12 protein-coding genes are annotated in these 18,880 nt (G+C 50.4%); 11 read left to right on the top strand and 1 reads right to left on the bottom strand.

Annotated features, from left to right (window positions below; translation table 11 throughout):
- The first annotated feature begins 4 nt into the window (after positions 1-4).
- The 10 genes from GDA54_00510 (at position 5) to GDA54_00465 (ending at position 16,417) form a co-directional block, all read left to right on the top strand.
- Positions 5-799 carry a sulfate adenylyltransferase subunit 2 gene (locus GDA54_00510; GenBank protein MBC6496796.1) on the top strand — a complete coding sequence of 265 codons (795 nt, stop codon included), beginning with the start codon at positions 5-7 and terminating at the stop codon, positions 797-799.
- A 108-nt stretch (positions 800-907) separates the two neighbouring features.
- Entirely contained in the window at positions 908-2,857 is a 1,950-nt protein-coding gene (gene cysC, locus GDA54_00505; protein ID MBC6496795.1) for an adenylyl-sulfate kinase, read from the top strand.
- Between the two features lie 15 nt (positions 2,858-2,872).
- Positions 2,873-6,379 carry an FAD-dependent oxidoreductase gene (locus GDA54_00500; GenBank protein MBC6496794.1) on the top strand — a complete coding sequence of 1,169 codons (3,507 nt, stop codon included), beginning with the start codon at positions 2,873-2,875 and terminating at the stop codon, positions 6,377-6,379.
- 491 nt (positions 6,380-6,870) lie between these two features.
- A complete protein-coding gene (locus GDA54_00495; GenBank protein MBC6496793.1) occupies positions 6,871-7,422 on the top strand; it encodes an Hsp70 family protein in 552 nt (183 codons plus the stop codon).
- 3 nt (positions 7,423-7,425) lie between these two features.
- A complete protein-coding gene (locus GDA54_00490) occupies positions 7,426-8,574 on the top strand; it encodes a TerB family tellurite resistance protein (protein MBC6496792.1) in 1,149 nt (382 codons plus the stop codon).
- The gene (locus GDA54_00485; GenBank protein MBC6496791.1) at positions 8,543-9,631 is read left to right on the top strand and encodes a M48 family metallopeptidase; all 1,089 of its coding nucleotides are present in this window, start codon (positions 8,543-8,545) and stop codon (positions 9,629-9,631) included. The genes GDA54_00490 and GDA54_00485 overlap by 32 nt, the downstream gene beginning before the upstream one ends.
- A gap of 199 nt (positions 9,632-9,830) precedes the next feature.
- Positions 9,831-10,136 (top strand): co-chaperone GroES, encoded by a 306-nt coding sequence (groES, locus tag GDA54_00480; protein ID MBC6496790.1) that lies wholly within the window; start codon positions 9,831-9,833, stop codon positions 10,134-10,136.
- Positions 10,137-10,158: 22 nt separating this feature from the next.
- A complete protein-coding gene (gene groL, locus GDA54_00475) occupies positions 10,159-11,838 on the top strand; it encodes a chaperonin GroEL (protein ID MBC6496789.1) in 1,680 nt (559 codons plus the stop codon).
- A 217-nt stretch (positions 11,839-12,055) separates the two neighbouring features.
- The gene (locus GDA54_00470; GenBank protein MBC6496788.1) at positions 12,056-13,753 is read left to right on the top strand and encodes a site-specific DNA-methyltransferase; all 1,698 of its coding nucleotides are present in this window, start codon (positions 12,056-12,058) and stop codon (positions 13,751-13,753) included.
- A gap of 21 nt (positions 13,754-13,774) precedes the next feature.
- Positions 13,775-16,417 carry a DEAD/DEAH box helicase family protein gene (locus GDA54_00465; protein ID MBC6496787.1) on the top strand — a complete coding sequence of 881 codons (2,643 nt, stop codon included), beginning with the start codon at positions 13,775-13,777 and terminating at the stop codon, positions 16,415-16,417.
- 47 nt (positions 16,418-16,464) lie between these two features.
- On the opposite strand, the gene GDA54_00460 is transcribed toward GDA54_00465, so the two are convergent.
- On the bottom strand, positions 16,465-17,841 hold the full coding sequence (locus GDA54_00460; protein ID MBC6496786.1) for a hypothetical protein: 1,377 nt from the start codon (positions 17,839-17,841) through the stop codon (positions 16,465-16,467).
- 236 nt (positions 17,842-18,077) lie between these two features.
- Here GDA54_00460 and GDA54_00455 point away from each other — a divergent pair, with 236 nt between their 5' ends.
- Entirely contained in the window at positions 18,078-18,866 is a 789-nt protein-coding gene (locus tag GDA54_00455; protein MBC6496785.1) for a hypothetical protein, read from the top strand.
- Positions 18,867-18,880: the final 14 nt, after the last annotated feature.

Genomic DNA, 18,880 nt, shown 5'->3' with positions numbered 1-18,880 from the left:
TGGGATGGATATGCTGAAGCGTCTCGAGGACGAGAGTATTTATATTTTGCGTGAGGCGTATCATGCCTTTGAGCGTCTTGCCATTTTGTGGTCTTTAGGCAAGGATTCTAATGTGATGATATGGCTTGCGAAGAAGGCGTTTTTTGGGCGTGTGCCTTTCCCGGCGGTGCATGTGGATACGGGCAAGAAGTTTAAGGAGATGTATGCTTTTCGTGACACCTATGCGAAGACGTGGAAATTGGACCTTGTGCGCGGTCTTTGTCCGGACTTGGGGACGATAGACGACACATTGACGCCGGCGGCGCGTTCAGCAGCCCGCAAGACGGAAGGGTTAAAGAACATTGTGCGTGAGAAGGGTTATCAAGGGTTGATTTTAGGGATTAGGCGTGATGAACAGGCGACTCGTGCTAAGGAGCGTTTTTTCTCTCCTCGTGGTGAGAGCGGGGCGTGGGACATTCGTGACCAGCCGCCTGAGTTTTGGGGGCAGTATAATACGTCCTTTTCTCCGAACACCCATGTGCGCGTTCATCCTTTATTGAGTTGGAGCGAGGTGGATATATGGCGTTATATCGAGCGCGAGTCGATTCCCGTTGTTGATTTATATTTCAGCAAGAAAGGCAAGCGTTATCGTTCTTTAGGGGATAAGGACATTACCCATCCCATAGACAGCGATGCCAAGACGGTGAAGGAGATTATTGCCGAATTGGAGACGACGAAGGTTTCGGAGAGGGCTGGCAGGGCGATGGACCATGAGCGTGAGGATGCCTTTGAGCGTTTGCGTGCTGATGGGTATATGTAGCGTGTTGTGAGCATGGTGTGCGTGGGGTTAAAAAATCTTGTCAACAGATGATAAGAAAATGATAAGAGGGAGGGGGGCGATGGCGATGAACAAGGACAAGAGAACAGGATGAGAGCGAGCAGAGAAGAAAAGAGCCTAGAGAATGTCGGTGTGTCTTCTTTTGGGGCGGGTGTTCGTCCTTTGCGCGTCGTCATGGTGGGTCATGTGGACCATGGGAAGTCGACTCTTGTGGGGCGTTTGTTTTACGAGACGAAGTCATTGCCTGAGGGGCGTTATGAAGCGATACAAGAGATGTGTCGTCGGCGTTCGATGCCCTTTGAGTGGGCATTTTTGACGGATTCTCTTCAGGCTGAGCGAGACCAAGGGATCACCATCGACACGACTCAGATATGGTTTAAGAGTGCGGTTCGTCCCTATGTCATTATTGATGCGCCTGGTCATCGTGAGTTTTTGAAGAACATGATTACGGGGGCGGCGTCGGCGGATGCTGTTGTTCTTCTTATCGATGCGGCGGAGGGTTTGCGTGAGCAATCTCGCCGTCATGCCTATCTTGTTCATATGTTGGGGATTAAGCAGCTCGTCATTGTCGTCAATAAGATGGACAAGGTTGCTTATGAAGAGAGTCGTTTTGTCGAGGTTGCCGCTGAGATTAAGGACTATGTGAAGACGTTGGGGTTGGTGGCGAAGCATATTGTTCCTGTGTCAGCTCAGCATGGCGACCATATGACGCGTGCTTCTGATAATATGGCTTGGTATAGGGGCAGGGTTTTTATTGATGCCTTAGATTCATTGGAGGCGACTCCGCCGGCCGAGGATCTTCCTTTGCGCTTTCATGTGCAGGATGTCTATAAGTTTGACGAGCGTCGTATCATTGTCGGTCGTATCGAGGGGGGGACGATGCGCTGTGGGGACAAGCTTCTCTTTTCGCCTGTGGGTTTAGAGGGTGAGGTGGCGTCTTTTGAGCATTGGCCGCAATTGCCGTCGACTCAGTCGATACAGGGGGCGGGGAGTGGCGAGTCTGTGGGTGTGACGTTGCGTGAGCAGCTTTTTGTTGAGCGCGGGATGGTGGGCAGTTTAAGGCGTGAGCCGCCGGGCTACACCCATGCGTTTAAGGCGGATGTTTTTTGGCTGTCGAAGAAGCCTCTTGTGCAGGGCAAGACGTATAGGATGCGTGTTGGGACAGCTGAGTATTCTGTGGAGTTATCGGATGTCTCGCGTGTGATCGATACGGATGATTTAGCGTCTCGTCATGAAGGGCGTCATATGATGGTGCCGTACAACAGCGTCGCGGAGGTGACGTTGCGTTCTCGTGAGTTGATGGCGTTGGATGACCATCAGGCGCATCCTCTTTCTGGGCGTTTTGTCTTGCGTGATGGCTATCACATTGCTGGTGGGGGCATTATTCGTTTGGATGATGTCCATGTCATGACGCCGCAAGAGGCGTTGCATGGCGGTGACCGCCATATCTACAAGGTAGAACATCGTGTGACGTCAGAGCATAGGGCGGTGCGTAATCACCATAAGGGCGGTGTGATATGGCTCACGGGGTTATCGGGGGCGGGCAAGAGCACCATTGCCATTGATGCGGAGCGGCGTTTATTTTTGAAGGGTTATCAGGTTTACGTTTTGGATGGTGATAATGTCCGTTATGGTTTGAATAAGGATTTAGGGTTCACGCCTGAGGATAGGGCGGAGAACATTCGCCGTGTGAGCGAGGTGGCGGCGTTGATGTGTGATGCGGGGTTCATTGTCATTGCGGCTTTCATTTCTCCCTATCGTGATGACAGGTTGTTAGCGGCGAAAGTATGCGGTTCGTATTTCCGTGAGGTTTATATCAAGGCGGATGTGGAGACATGTGAGGCGCGTGACCCTAAGGGTTTGTATAAGAAGGCGCGTAAGGGTGTCATTCCCATGTTTTCTGGCGTGTCGGCGCCTTATGAAGTGCCTTTGGAGCCAGATTTAATCATTGACACCCTTGACCTTAATTTGGGGGAGTCTGTTTCTCGCCTGATGGGTTACGTTGCTGACAATTTTGTCTTAGAGCGTGGCGTTCTTTAGGGTGTTTGTGTGAGGATGGATGAGTCTGTGAGGAAAACGCTAGGTTTTGGTATGACGTTCCATGACTTGTATGACCATGGGCGTCTTAAGGATTTGGATGATTGTTTCTTGGTTTTTTTAGAGTCGAGGGACAAGGGGTTGAGGGATGGTCTCTGTGCGGCGCGTCGCATTGTGTCTCGTGGGGGTTCTTTGGAGGACGAGTCGTCACTTTTGCTTGCCCTTGCGCCCCATCTTGAGGATTTCATAGCGTCTTTATTTTCCATTGAGGAGGCTGTGGAGTCGTTGCGTGTGCGTCATGGGGTAAGCGACCCCATTCATCGCTGTCGCCGTCTGTTTGTGCAGAGACGTGCGTTGAAGGCTTATGGCAAGGCGGAGGATGTAGCGGACTATGACGGGGAGAGGGGGCGTGGCGTTTTAGCGCAAGCTTTTGGCGAAGATATGTGTGACATGTCTTTTTCGACTCATGTCATGGCGTGGTGCGAGGATGAAGCGTCTCATGGCGTTTTGTTAGAGGAGGCGTTGCGTTATGCGGCGTGGGCGTGCTTGACGTGTGATGGCCGACAGGAACATCGTGAGAGCGCTCTTTTTTGGCATCCTCACCGCTTAGACTTTTCCCATTTGGTGGCATTGGAGGCGTCTATGGTGAATGGTACGTCGATGCGTCAGGGTGTTGCGGCGCATAGGCGTCAGCGCGAAGGCTTTGGGCTTACCGACGAGGGCATGACGCTGGAGAAGGCTTTGAGCCATGCCCACTATTGCATTTACTGCCATAAGCAAGGCAAAGATTCCTGTTCGAAGGGGTTTCGTGATGTGCGTGATGGCTCTGGTTTCAGGCAGAATGTTTTTGGCGAGCCTCTGACAGGCTGTCCTTTGGGCGAGAAAATATCGGAGATGAACATGCTGAAGGGGCAGGGCCTTGTCATTGGTGCGTTGGCGATGGTTGTTGTGGATAATCCGATGGTGGCGGGGACGGGTCACCGCATTTGTAATGATTGTATGAAGGCGTGTATCTACCAGAAGCAGGAGCCTGTTGATATTCCGCAGGTGGAGACGCGTGTTTTGAGGGATGTTTTATCTTTGCCGTGGGGTTTTGAGATTTACAGCGTTTTGACTCGTTGGAATCCTCTTAATGTGGGGCGTCCCTATGCTCGTCCCTATAGTGGTCGTCATGTGTTGGTGGTGGGTTTGGGTCCTGCTGGATATACATTGGCGCACCATTTAGCGAATGATGGGCATGGCGTTGTTGTTGTGGATGGTTTGAAGCTCGAGCCGTTGCCTGCGTCATTATGTGGCGTGGATAGTGCGGGTGTTCATGGGGCGTTTGAGCCGATAGAGGACATCACATCGTTATACGAGCCATTGGAGTCGCGTATTGGTGCGGGTTTTGGTGGCGTTGCCGAATATGGCATCACGGTGCGTTGGAACAAGAATTTTTTGCTTGTGTTGCGTTTATTGCTGGAGAGGCGTCGCCATGTGGCGTTATTTGGTGGTGTTCGTTTTGGGAGCACGTTATCGGTGGCGGATGCGTGGGATTTAGGCTTTGACCATATTGCTCTTTGTGCGGGGGCGGGCAAGCCGACGGTGATTGATATGCCGAATAAGTTAGCGTTTGGCGTTCGTCAGGCGTCAGATTTTTTGATGGCGTTGCAATTGACGGGGGCGGCGCGTGAGGATAGCCTTTCGAATTTACAATTATCGTTGCCTGTGGTGGTGATAGGGGGTGGTTTGACGGCGGTGGATACGGCAACGGAGGCGATGGCGTATTATGGTGTGCAGGTGAAGCGTTTTTGGCGTCGTTTTCGCGTGTTGTGCGATGAAGGCGTTGTGGGTGGTATGGAGGCACTCTTTGCTGAGGGCTACGAGCGCGAGACGGCGCGTGTATGGCTAGAGCATGGCAGGATTTTGTGTGAGGAGGAGGCGCGCGCCCGTGAGGAAGGCAGGGACGTTGACATCAAGACGTGGATCGATACATGGGGTGGCGTGTCTATGGTGTATAGGCGTTCTTTGGCAGAAGCGCCGAGCTATCGTCTCAACCATGAGGAGGTGCGCAAAGCTGTTGAAGAAGGCATTCATATTTTAGACCATCACGTGCCCTTGGCGGTGGAGGTGGATAAGGATGGGCATGCGTGTGGCTTGCGTGTGAAGGGGGCGGATGGTGAGGAGAGGGTATTGAAGGCGCGTTCGATTTTGGTAGCGGCGGGGACAAAGCCCAATGTCGTGCTGGCGCGTGAGGAGCAAGGCCTCTTTTCTTTGGAGGAGCGTGGTTTTTTCCAAGCGCTCTCTTTGGATGGCAAGAAGGTATCGCCTCAGGGTCATGCGAAGCCGAACAAAGTCTATGTGATGGCGTCCATTGACGATGAAGGGCGAGGGATAAGTTTTTTTGGCGATTTACATCCGTCCTATGCTGGCAATGTGGTGCGTGCGATGGCGAGTGCGAAGCAAGGCTATGGGGAGATTACCACATTGATGGCGCAAAAGCGTTTAGGTGCGCGCCATGATTGGTCAGTTTGGCAATCCTTATGTGCGAGGCTCAATAGTCTGTGGCGTGTGCGTGTGGTGTCGGTGGAGGTGTTAGCGCCAAAGATTGTGGAAGTTGTGTTAGAGGCGCGTGCGGCGGCGACACATTTCCGCCCTGGCCAATTTTTCCGTTTTCAAAACTATGAGTCCCATGCCATGCGCCGTCGTGGGACATGTTTAGGCATGGAGGGGTTAGCGTTGACGGGGGCGTGGGTGGATAAGGAGAAAGGCTTGCTATCGACCATTGTTTTAGAGATGGGTGGTTCGTCTGATTTGTGCCGTTTTTTGCGTCCCCATGAGCCTGTGGTGCTGATGGGGCCGACGGGGAGTCCTACCGAGTTAGCGGGGGGTGAGAGCGTTCTCTTGGTGGGTGGCGGGTTAGGCAATGCCGTTCTTTTTTCCATAGGGGAAGGGTTGCGTCAGCAAGGCTCGAAGGTTTTATATTTTGCGGGTTATCGCCGCATGCATGATCGTTACAAGGTGGATGTGATAGAGCGTGCAGCGGATAAGATTGTATGGTGTTGTGATGAAGGGCCGGGTTTTGAGGCTGGGCGTCCTCAGGATTTATCGTATGTAGGCAACATCGTGGAAGCGTTGCATGCCTATGGTGAGGGGCGTCTTGCTGGACAAGGGGGTGAGTCGTCTGGGGAGATGATGCCTTTGTCAGAGGTGGATAGGGTCATTGTCATAGGGTCGGACGGGATGATGGCGGCGGTGAAACAGGCGCGCCATGGCGTTTTAAAGCCTTATATGAAGGCGTCCCATGTGGCGATAGGGAGTATCAATTCGCCCATGCAATGTATGATGAAAGAGATTTGCGCTCAATGCCTTCAGGTTCACAGGGATTCGAAGACAGGCAAGGAGGACATTGTTTATTCGTGCTTTAATCAAGACCAACCGTTGGACAAGGTTGATTTCACATGTCTTCATGGGCGTTTGGAACAGAACAAGGTGCAAGAGACCCTCACAAAGGCGTGGTTGCGTTACTGCCTGCCCTCGCCATAAACATTTTTTATAGACAGACACAAAAAGCACCTTACAACGGGTTGACGAGTTGCAAGACTCGTAGGGATGTTGATAGGGTTGTGTGTCATGTTTCTTGTGCGTCCTTTTATCATGACGTTGGGCGTCGCCGTGCTTGCTTATGCCTGTGCGGGGGTCATGAGCGACCCGCCATCGCCTGAGATGATGGACGAGGGACAAAAGAGAGTCCCAAGCAACGAGGGTGATGAGACATCCCCTTCGATTCCTGCCGATAGCGAGCCCGTGAGTGCGCCCTTCCATCAAGAGATGAATGAGACACTCCCTTCGACTCCTACTGATAGTGAGCCCGATATACCCCTCTGGCTGATGTGGGCTTCTATGGCGCTTTCTGTCGTTCTCATGCTTATCCTTGTGCTGTTTTTGTTTTTGTATCGCAAGCGTCATGTTGTCATCGAAGGGCACGCTGTCATGACACCGCAAGCATGGGGGGAAGCACCCGCATCCCCTGTATTGTGGCAAGTGTCGAACGTGTTTTTGGGAAAAAACCCATTGCTGAGAAAAATGTGGATGAGGTCGTTGCCCTTGGTGCCGCTTTCTACGCTGCCTATAAGAGCGATAGACCAGAAGACCTAACGTCCGCCCAGCGACAAGCACTCAAGGGTAAGATTAAAGAGGTGGCGAATCACTATTATGGCACGCTGGCCTTGCGGGCTGGTGAGTTAGGTCGTCCAGAGCCATGTAACGACATTCTCATCAACAAGAACGACCAGATTCCCTGTTCCGTCACAAAGTCTTACTATACGGTGTCAGACGGGCAAACGAGTGTGGACTGTCGCGTCACGCAGTCTGTCATAAAGGAGGAGGGTCTTCGTAATTTGGAGATTATCCATGAAGGGTCTATGCCCCTTCCTCCCGATAGACCGTCGGGTCAAGAGATTAAGGTGACCTACAGTTATGATAGCAATCAAATCATGCATTGCTCTTTTGTCGATGTGGCGACGGGAAAGGAGAAGACCGTTGACCTAAAGCTTGGGAGCGATACCGGTGGCATCATCGTCGAGTAGAATATGGGCATACTTGACCTCCTATTATCCAGATTACGCATCGCTGACGACAGGCTGTTCAGTGAGGCAGACTCACCCATCGTCAAGAAAATTCAATTCAGGGGCGTTTTTCCCGTCGGCGATGAACCAAAGGAGGTGGGATTCGTGTTCTCGGTGTTTGCTGAGGACTCATCGGGCGCGCTTGCCCCCGTTTTTTCTATGGTCGATGCTTTCCAAGAGGATTTAACCCATGTGTATCACATGAAACGTCGCGTTGGTCGTGTCACGGAAGGCATGGTGGTAAGGGATTGGGTCACCATCGGGGCTGTCGTCCCGATGATTTTGCACCCTCCCTATGGTGGTGCTTGCGACCTCGTTGTGCGGGTGCGCCTTGTGGATTGGCAGGATGATATGAAGATAATAGCTGGTCATGTCCTCAACGAGGATGCTGTATTGTGGCAGAAGGACATCAGCTTTCACCATGTCTTTACCGACAAAGGCTATAAGGAAGCGATGAGAGACAGGGAGGAGGCGCAAGCCATCTCCATCAAAATTGCCGTTGAGGTGGCGATGGCAGATGGTGAATTGCACGAACGAGAGAAGGACGTGATACGCGCATGGGCGAACAAAGCCGTAGAGGGTTATTCCGAGGACAAGAAGAAGAGTCTCAAGGCGCTCTATAGGAAGGCATTGCAAGAGGGGTATGAAGACGCCACACGGGATGTCACAGCAGGTTTGCAAAGTCGTCAACAGGCGCGCCTTTCCCGCCTCTTAAGCCGTTTACGGGACATTGGTGAGAAAAAGGCCATGTATGATATGGTAGAGCTCGTCTATGACATCATGACGGCCGATGGCAAGATTGCCAAAGAAGAGATGGCGCTGGTGCGTTTCATAGAGAAGGGCGTGGACCTTGATACCAAAAAGCTTGAGGCAATACGGGATATAAAAATGATTGGTGCGGGCTCTCTTGACCTCTCAGGCGGAGAGCTCTCTCTTGAGGACAGGGTAGGGATAGACCCTCAGTGGGGGCATGATAAAATCATGGCGCATATCAAGCGCGAGCATGCAAAATGGAATGGCCGTCTTTCCACCCTCTCATCACCAGAGGAGCGAGCGCATGCCCAAAGAATGCTTGATGACCTTGGCAAGGCGCGTAAGAAGTATGGGAAGTGATTATGTTGATGCCAAGAGGCATGCGTCCGTCATTCGTTACAAGGAAGATAGGGAGAGACAGGGAGAGGCGCTGAGCGCATGGGACAACGATGTCATGGGGCAGAGGGATACGTTGTTGCGTTCCAGTCTCTTGATAAGTGAGCATGTGACGCCGACGTTGGCGCGCACACTCAATGTCGTTTGTGACAGGTTGTTTATTCCTCGCGAGAAGGTTGATGCGTTTATTAAGGAATCGCCAGAGATACAGGCTTCATGCCTTCACAGCAATGCGCGTTGCGTTCTCCAATTTTCTTCTGGGCTTGTTAATCTTCTCAGTGCTGAAGAATTTTCTTTTGTTATAGGGCATGAATTGGGGCATTTTTTGCTGATGCACAGGATTATGCGGGATGATACCATCTCTTTGGTGTTTTTTTCTCAGATGAGGGCGCAAGAAATATCAGCCGACCGTCTGGGGCTTGTGGCAGCGCAAAACCTCAACACAGCCATGCGCGCTATTATGAAAACCGTTTCTGGGTTGGGTGACCGCCATCTACACTATGATGTGCCTCACTTCATTGCCCAAGCAAAGAAAATAGAGAAGCCTTATGACAGCGAGGCACTCACCACGACACATCCTCCTATGGTGATAAGATGTCGCGCCCTTTTATGGTTTTCCACAGTGCATGCATGGAAGGATTATCCCGTGATGGAGAGGAGCGGTGAGATGGACACACTCGATGAAAAAGTGAAAAAGGAGCTCGACCCCTTTGTAGAAAAGGCTGTTCGTCAACATATTACTCAAGTGAAAGATGACATAAAGCTCTGGATGATTGTGCAAAAAATTGCTATGGATGGGCGTTTCGACAAGGATGAACAAAAAAAATTCAAGGAATGGTTCGGGGAGGATATGTTTGTAAAGGTGAGGAATCTTCTCATGTCGTCCACGAAAGAGCGTCTTGACGATAAAATCCAAAAGAACGTTGAGACCAGCATGGAGGCATTAAAGGGGATGACGGGCACTCGGTGTGCCCAACATTATGCTGACATAGAAGAGATTGTAGGAAAGTGGGTGACGTGAGGCGGGAGACATTGGCATGAGTCATGAGTCCTATGACGGGCTCGAGATTTTCTTGATATTTTTTCTTGACAGGTTTTTGTCTATGTCCTAGTTAAGGGGCAAGGTTAGCACTCTCGCTCTAGACTGCTAAATTTTATCGGTTATGGCGTGTGTCTGCTAACACGAGGTCTCTATGAATCATAAGATGTGAGGAGGATGGATGAAATTCAAACCGTTACATGACAGGGTGTTGGTTCGTCGTATCGAGGGTGACGAGAAGACAAAGGGTGGCATTATCATTCCGGACACGGCGAAGGAGAAGCCCAGTGAGGGTGAGATTATTGCGGTGGGTGATGGGGAGGTTCGTGATGATGGCAAGAGGGTTCCTTTGAATGTGAAGAAGGGCGACCGGATATTGTTTGGGAAATGGTCTGGCACAGAGGTCAAGATTGATGGCGAGGAGCTATTGATTATGAAGGAGTCTGATGTGTTGGGGATCATTGAGCAAGAAAAGAAAACTGCATAGTCTGTAGGAGGAGAATACAACAATGGCGAGTAAAGAAGTTCGTTTCAGTGAAGATGCCCGTGGCCGTTTAGTGAAGGGTGCGGACATATTGGCGGATGCGGTCAAGGTGACATTGGGTCCGAAGGGGCGCAATGTGGTGATAGACCGTTCCTTTGGGGCGCCGCGTATCACAAAGGATGGCGTGACGGTGGCCAAGGAGATAGAGCTTGGTGACAAGTTTGAGAATATGGGGGCTCAGATGTTGCGTGAGGTTGCGAGCAAGGCGTCTGACACGGCGGGCGATGGCACGACGACGGCGACGGTGTTAGCGCAAAGCATTTTGCGCGAGGGCATCAAGTCTGTGGCGGCGGGGATGAATCCTATGGATTTAAAGCGTGGCATTGATTTAGCGGTGGAGCGTGTTCTTGATGTTTTAAAGGGCAAGGCGAAGCGTGTTGACACGAATGAGGAGATTGCTCAGATAGGGACGATTTCTGCCAATGGCGAGGAGTCCATAGGCAATAAGATAGCCGAGGCGATGGAGCGTGTTGGCAAGGAGGGTGTCATCACGGTAGAGGAGTCGAAGGGGATAGAGACGGAGTTGGATGTTGTGGAGGGCATGCAATTTGACCGTGGCTATATTTCGCCTTATTTCATCACGAATGCGGACAAGATGTTGACGGAGATGGACAAGCCTTACATTTTGTTGCATGAGAGCAAGTTATCGAATTTGCAGAGCATGTTGCCTATTTTGGAGGCGGTTGTTCAATCGTCCCGTTCGTTGCTTGTCATAGCCGAGGATGTTGAGGGCGAGGCGTTGGCGACGTTGGTTGTCAATAAGTTGCGTGGTGGTTTAAAGGTTGCGGCGGTGAAGGCGCCGGGCTTTGGTGACAGGCGTAAGGCGATGTTAGAGGACATTGCTGTTTTGACGGGTGGTCAAGTCATCAGTGATGATTTGGGCATCAAGTTAGAGAATGTGCGTTTGGACATGTTGGGGCAGGCGAAGCGCATTGTGATCACCAAGGAGGAGACGACTGTTGTCGATGGTTCTGGCGAGAAGGGGCAGATCGATGCCCGTTGTGAGCAGATCCGTGCGCAGATAGAGGAGACGACCTCTGACTATGACAAGGAGAAGCTTCAAGAGCGTCTTGCCAAGTTATCGGGCGGTGTTGCCGTGTTGAGTGTTGGTGGTGCGACTGAGGTTGAGGTGAAAGAGCGCAAGGACCGTGTGGATGACGCCATGCATGCGACACGGGCAGCGGTGGAAGAGGGCGTTGTGCCGGGTGGTGGCACAGCTCTTTTATATGCCAGTCGTGTGTTGGAGTCTGTGAAAGGGGGCAATAGCGACCAAGACACGGGGATTGCCATTGTGCGCCGCGCGTTGCAGTCTCCTGTTCGTCAGATAGCTGAGAATGCGGGCGTTGAAGGCTCGATGGTTGTCAGCAAATTGCTTGAACAGCAGGACGAGAATCGTGGCTATGATGCGCAGAAGGGCAAATATACCGACCTTGTGCAAGCGGGCATCATTGACCCTGTGAAGGTTGTCCGCACGGCATTGCAGGATGCGGCGTCTGTGGCGGGTTTATTGCTGACGACAGAGGCGATGGTAGCGGAGAAGCCTGAGCCCAAGCCGGCGGCGCCAGATATGGGTGCTGGCGGTGGCATGGGGGGTTGGGGAGAGCCTTTACGGGCTCTCCCTTTTTTTATGGGAATTATGCTATGAACTCGTCCGCTTGCTCGGTTTGGATAAGAGGAATGTCCCACCAAACTTGCCAACTCATTTTTGGTCGTAGACTTAGCAACACCCCATAATCATTTTTTTGCTAAGGGTATTGTTACTTTTTATCGATGTCATGGAGCGCGTGGAAGGAGGTTGCGTCGTGAGAGAATAACCTGTATCAAGGGTAGGGGGTGTGGGCCTGTTGATAGGCGTGTGTTCTATGGCGACGATGTTTCATTTTAAGGGTAAGGAGTTCATCTATGCCCACCACCACAGCACACCCCATCGCACTCTCGATATTGTTCATAAAAAATCCCTTCCTGCGCAAGGGCAGAAGCCCTCTCTTGATGACAATCTCATCATTCACGGCGATAACCTTCATGCGTTGAAGTCGCTCCTGCCGCGCTATGCTGGACGGGTGAAATGCGTCTATATCGACCCGCCTTACAATACAGGAAACGAGAAGTGGTGTTATAATGATAAGGTCAATTCACCCTTGATGAAGCGCTGGCTCGAAGAAAATGGGGCGGTAGACAAAGAAGATTTAGAACGGCACGATAAATGGTGCTGTATGATGTGGCCTCGCCTTCAGCTGCTACGAGAACTCCTCAGGGATGATGGCGTCATTTTTATCAGCATTGACGATAACGAAGCGCATCACTTGCGCATGATGATGGACGAAATTTTTGGGGAGAAGAATTTTCTTGGTATGATTAGCGTTGCTAATAACTTAAAAGGACGCTCTGACGACAATTTTATCGCTACAGCCAATGACTATCTTATTGTTTACGCCAAAGACTCTAACGAATACGAGATGGGGGGATTACCATTATCAGACGAGCAAATTAAAGAATATAAACAAGAAGATGAATGGGGTGAGTATAAGGAGATTCCTTTTAGAAAAACAGGCAAAGGTTGGAGGCGTGAAGATAGAGAAGATATGTTCTACCCTATATATTTTTTCCCGGAAGGAAACAGAATCTCTCTAAAATCGAGAAAGGAAGCAATAGAAATTCTCCCTTTGACAAAAGAGGGAAAAGAGGGACGCTGGCGATGGGGAAAAGATACTTTTGAGAAAAGGAAAGAAAGAGACATCGTTATTAGAAAGGTAAGGGCAGGGGAGTGGCGTATTTTTTCTAAAATGCGTCTTTACGAGAATGGGGAAATGCGCACTTTATTACCCAAGTCGATATGGTTGGATAGAAATTATGATTCTTCTAAAGGGGGTCTGGCTTTGCGAGATATTTTAACCGGTGATTTTTTTGATAATGCTAAGCCTATGCGCACGATACGGGATGTTCTAACATGTGTTGGGGACAGGCATGCCATTGTTCTAGACTCCTTTGCTGGTTCGGGGACGACAGCCCATGCGGTCTTGGCACTGAATAAGGCGGATGGCGGCGACCGTCAATTTATCCTCGTGGAGTGTGAAGACTATGCTGATAGCGTCACGGCTGAGCGGGTGCGACGCGTGATACAGGGTGTGCCACATGCTAAAAACGAAGCGTTGCGCGCGGGATTGGGGGGCAGTTTCACCTATTGCGCGTTGGGGCGTGACATCAACACGGAAGAATTGCTTGCTGGCAAGAACATGCCGACATACGATGAATTTGCCAAGTATGTTTTCTACACGGCAACGGGCAAAACCATCGATACAGTGCCAACGAACCCCCGTGACTGGTTCGTTGGTGAGACAGAGTCGTATCGCATTCACTTAATCTATCGTCAAGATAGCGCCTTTTTACGCGGCAAAGAGTCAGCACTCACAAGTGACCTCGCGCACAGCATTGATACTCATCGCCATGGCAAAACGGCGTTGGTCTATGCGCCATGGAGTTTTATGCCACAAAAGGATCTTGTCCCTATGGGGATACGTTTTTGTCAATTGCCATGGTCTATCCACCGTGTTGCTGGTTAGTTATAGTGTGGGTGACATCTCATGGAGCTAAAGGATTATCAGGAGACCGTTTTAGAGCGTCTCACGATGTATCTTGATGCGCTGAACAGGCACAGGCTAGAGTCAGAAAGGCGAATCGCAGTCCTTAAAAAGGGCGCTGTTAAACCATGCCGTGACGACAGAGATTTTGCGACAAAATGTTGGCAAGAGCTTGTCAGAGACCTCCCACGGGTGGCGGGGAAGCACGGGGGATTATTCGAACAATCTTATAAGCCACGTTGGAGCGAAGATAACGAACCTATCCCCAATATATGCTTGCAGGTGCCGACAGCTGGGGGAAAAACATTACTCGCTGCCCACAGTGTCGAGCGTCTTCATTTAAGTGATCTCAAACGTCAGAACGGACTTGTCCTATGGATTGTTCCCAGTAGGACGATCTACAAACAAACGTGGAAACAGCTGGCGAATCGCTTGCACCCATATCGACAAACCCTCGACCGTGCCAGTGGCGGGCGTGTCAAGCTCATTGAGAAGCATGATTCCTTCAAGGCCGATGATGTGCGCACGCATTTATGCGTGATGCTTGTGATGCTCGCCGCGACGGGACGTAAAGAGCCAAGCGACTTTCTCAAAATCTATCGCGATAGTGGACATTACCCGAGCTTTTTCCCTAGGATGGATGATTTTCCTGAGAATAACAGACTTCTTAATGAACATCCAGACCTTGAGAGGGCGAATCTTGCCGACGATGCGCCCCTTGTTGGCATATCCATCAAGCATAGCCTGTTGAATGTTTTTAAGCTGTGTCGTCCCGTGATTGTGCTTGACGAGGGACATCGCGCCTATTCACAAGATAAACGCACGATTCTTAACCGCTTTAATCCCCATTTTATCTTAGAACTTTCCGCAACGCCCAATAATAAGGAACAGCTAAGCAATGTGCTGGTCAGCGTTTCTGGATTGGACCTCCATAAGGAGAAGATGATTAAATTGCCCGTCAATGTGCATTGTCTGGAAAACGTCGATTGGAAGGATACATTGAGGCGAGGCAATGAGTGTTTGCAGGAATTGCAAGTGAAAGCCGATGCGCTAGAACAGAAGCACGGACGCTATATTCGTCCTATTCTTCTGGTGCGTGCGGAACGCACAGGCAAGGACCAGCAAGATGGTGAGCATATTCACGCTGAAGATGTGCGTAAGGTATGTATAGAACAATTGGAAATGGCGCATGACGCTGTGCGGGTTAAGTCAGCCGATAAGGATGAATTGGCAGACCAAGACCTCCTAGAACGAGATAGTCCTGTGCGCGTGATCATTACGAAAGATGCTTTGCGTGAAGGGTGGGACTGTCCTTTTGCGTATGTTCTTGTCTTGCTCGACAATACAAAGGCGATGGTGTCATTGACACAAATGACGGGGCGTATCTTGCGTCAACCAGAGACGAAGGCTTGTCCTGAAGATTTTAAGGCGCTCAACGAGTGTCATATTTTTTGTTACAACCAGTCATTGGCGGATGCTGTCGCCAAGGTCAAGCAAGGTCTTGAGGGCGAGGGTTTATCAGGCATAGACGATATGGTCTATGCCCACGGCTTAGATGGTGATGGCGGGGGCGCTGATACAGCAGGGGAGGGAAGAGAGGTTATTTGGAGACGCCCCGCTTTTCGAGGGCAAAAAATCTTTCTACCAAAGGTTTTACATAAAGATGAAAAGAAAAAATGGCGGGACATTAACTATACAGGTGACATCCTCAATGCTCTTGATTGGGACTCTATTGACTATACAGGTGAGGTGTGTCTCGATGGTCTTGACAAGGCGCGGGAGCGCATTGCCTCCATAGATTTAAAGGGACAACAAGGGGATTTTTTTCGTTCTTTTGCGGCGAATCCTACGTCTTATGGTATCAGTGGCCCCATAAACGAACGGGACATCGCTATCGATAACACGCTTAGTGAAGGCTTTTTTTGTCGAGGCCTTATAGGCCTTGTGCCAAACCCGTGGCAAGCGTTTCGCATTGTGCGTAAGCTGCTGGATAATTTCCGTGAGCACGACACAGAGGAAAAGCTTTTTGATAGTCGTCTTCATGTTTTGGAAGCCATAAAGTGGAATCTGCGCGAGATTATCGAAAACGAGGCACAGAAGCTCTTTTGTCAAAAATTGAGGGATGGCGTGATAACATTTCATCTGGCGGTAAGTCATGATGAGCGCCTCAACGATGTCGTTCGTGAGTCACTGAACGTCATTCAAAGAGGGGATGTGCTGGACCAGGATAAGAATCTATATGAGAAAATTTTCTCTGATAGTCTTAACACGCTAGAAAAGAATTTTGCCATCCATGTTGATCGACATGAGGCGACTGTGTGGTGGCATCGCCTTGCTGCCCGTGGCGAGGGGTATCCCCTACAAGGGTGGCGTCGTCATAAAGTGTATCCTGATTTTCTTGTTTGCAAGCGCCCGGGCGATGATGGTAAAGAACAGCTCCTTGTTTTAGAAATAAAAGGCGACCATCTTGCGGGTAATACGGACACAAAATATAAGCAGAATCTCTTTAAGGTATTAGAGGGGGCGTATGAAAAAGCCATGCATGCGGGTCAATTCGACATGTTAGGTGAAGAAGGCAGACATGTCTCATGTCGTTTGCTGTTTGCGGAATCTTGGCGAGATGAGGTAAATCACATCCTTAGGTGATGGCGTCATGGACGTGAGGGATTTGCGTCACCTGAGGGTCTGCTTTTTTATCGATGTTTAGGTTTCGGGGAGGGTGTTTTATCGATGTCTTCATAGTCGTGAAGATTGTCATCATGGGTTTGTGTGGGAGAGGGAGGGGTTGGCGAAGAGGGGGATGTCGTCGACGGCGTTGTTGTCGGGGATGGTGTGTGTGCTTGTTGGGGAGGAAGAGGGAGTTCTGTGTGCCTGCGTGTTTCTCTGAGTCCGAGAGGGTTGCTTTCATGGGAGGGCGGTGTTGCCTCTGTCTCTTGTTGTCTGACAAGTTTTTGATAGGGGTTTTCCTTGTTGCGTGTTGAGGGGTCAAGGGGTTGGTAGTCGTGGCGTGGTGGCACGGGCGGGACGATAGGCTCGCTTGCTTGTTGTGGACGTCTTGTTTTTGGTGGGATATGGGGGAGGGATGTGTCCTCAGCGATGGTCGTGGCATGAGGTTGACGGGCTGCTGTGTTTTGGTAGTCGCTGGGCTTTCGTTTTGGCGGGAGTGCTGGTGCTGGCTCGCTATGTCGTCTGATGTGCGTAGGGGTTGGTGGCAAGGAGCGTTCGTCTTCTTGCAGGGCTGTCTGTTGGCGATGGGTGGCGATGGTGTGGTGTTTTGGGATATTTTGCGGTGACGAGGGTGCGTGTAGTTCTTCATAATCTGCGAGATTTTTTGGCGGTATGGGCGGTGCTGTGAGGTGGCGCGCGCGTTGCTTTGGTTTTGGTGTGCTACCGGGAGGGCCGCTTTTTTGGCTGGCATCGCTGGTCGTGGCATCGCTGGTCTGTGTCCTGTTGGTGGCCTCAGAGGAGGGTGAGGATGTGGATAGCCCGCCCCCCGACACATTCTGTGTGAGTTCTTCTGCTTTATGGAGGGTTTGGTTGATGGCGAGATGGTATGCGTCGATGGCATGTCGAAGGTCCTTGCCGGTGAGAGGCGCTTGGGCGGAGGTCGCTGCGCTACTGACGGGATGTCCTTGCAAATGTGTTGTGATACGTTCGGTGATATTCTTTTTGGAGACGCTGAGGAGTCGCCCGAACTCTTGATTGATGGTTTCGATGTCGTCGTGTCTCAGGGAGGAGAAGCGCTTATGCGTGTCGAAACTATTGATGAGGTCTTGGAATGTTTTTTGCATGGCGCGTTGAAAGGCGTCTTGTATGCCCATGCGGCTTGTTTTTTTATCGAGGATGTTGGCTTTTTCCACGGAGCGTCCGTCATGGACCAGCCTATAGACTTTGCGTTTTCCTAATTTACCGAAGGGGCCAGAGGGTTGTTGCGGGCTATGGGCGAGGGCAGAGTGATTGCTGAGCAGGCGTATGTTATGGTGTTGTTCGCTGACACCATAGAAATCGACAGGGAGATGAGATGTTTTTGCGGTGATAGGCATGACACAAGGGATAATGGTGATTGACAAGACAAGAGTCTATCATGGCGGTGGATGTCTTTTATGTGTCACGAATATGGTTTATGTGATAAAAAATCCTTATCTGTTGTGTCTATCGGGGAACGTTCGTGACGAAAAAAGAATTGGTAGACCAATTTAAGAAAGGCATTGCTCTCTTTTCTCTCTGGGATAAGACGTCTCGTTCTTTTTCTTAGACCTCACCTCTTGTCTCTTGGGCGTTGGCTGTCCAGTGAGGATTTTAAGAGGTGGACGCCTGTTCTCCCTCCATTGAGGACGAGGGGGTGGGAGCTGGCGACATCAATCAATCCATCAGGGACCAGACGGATGAATTGGCAAAATTTGCCAAGAAGGTAGCGAAAAGCAATACCGAAGCGCTCATCGAGGCGATACAGGAGGTGATGAAAGATTTCACTGTTATAATCAATGACCAATTGGGAGAGAGTTTTAAGGAATTAAAGGAGGCGACCAAAAATCTTGTTACATGGCAGGAAAATTACAAAGATGATATGGACTCTTTGCGTCAGGACCTCAAGGCTGTCATAAAAGCAACGCAAGAGGCGCGTCAAGTCATGGGAGACAGTGCTAATATCCTCAGCACTATTGCAACATCGATGACCGACATCAACGGTTCTCTATCAAAGATGAAGGAGCATATCGAAAAACTTTCGCCAGTCGTGCAAGTGATGGTGGAGTCCCTTAAAGCGTTTGCCGAGATGAAAGAACAAGCAAAACAAGCCATCCCCAAGTTGGAGGAAAGTGTCGAGCAAATGAACACAACTCTTGGCACGCACCTGGAAGCTTTCGAGAAGGAATTTAAAGATAAGCTAAAAGAGATGTCTGATGAATTAAAAAGTGCCCAAAACGAGTGGTCAGGCTCTTTGCGAACAGGAATAGAGGGCGTCCTTCAAAAGATGGCAAATGATTTAGGAAAAATCGTTAACAAAACCGTCGGTGATTATAAAACTCTCATCGATAAGATACATGCAGAACTAGGGAGGTTGGAGCGCGCATCGAGGGATGACAGAACCCTATGACGAGGACACCCGAT

The organism is Alphaproteobacteria bacterium GM7ARS4, from assembly GCA_014332745.1.
Classification (GTDB): Bacteria; Pseudomonadota; Alphaproteobacteria; order GM7ARS4; family GM7ARS4; genus GM7ARS4.
Note: the sequence above shows the minus strand (reverse complement) of the source record. Positions and strands in the feature narration are given on the sequence as shown.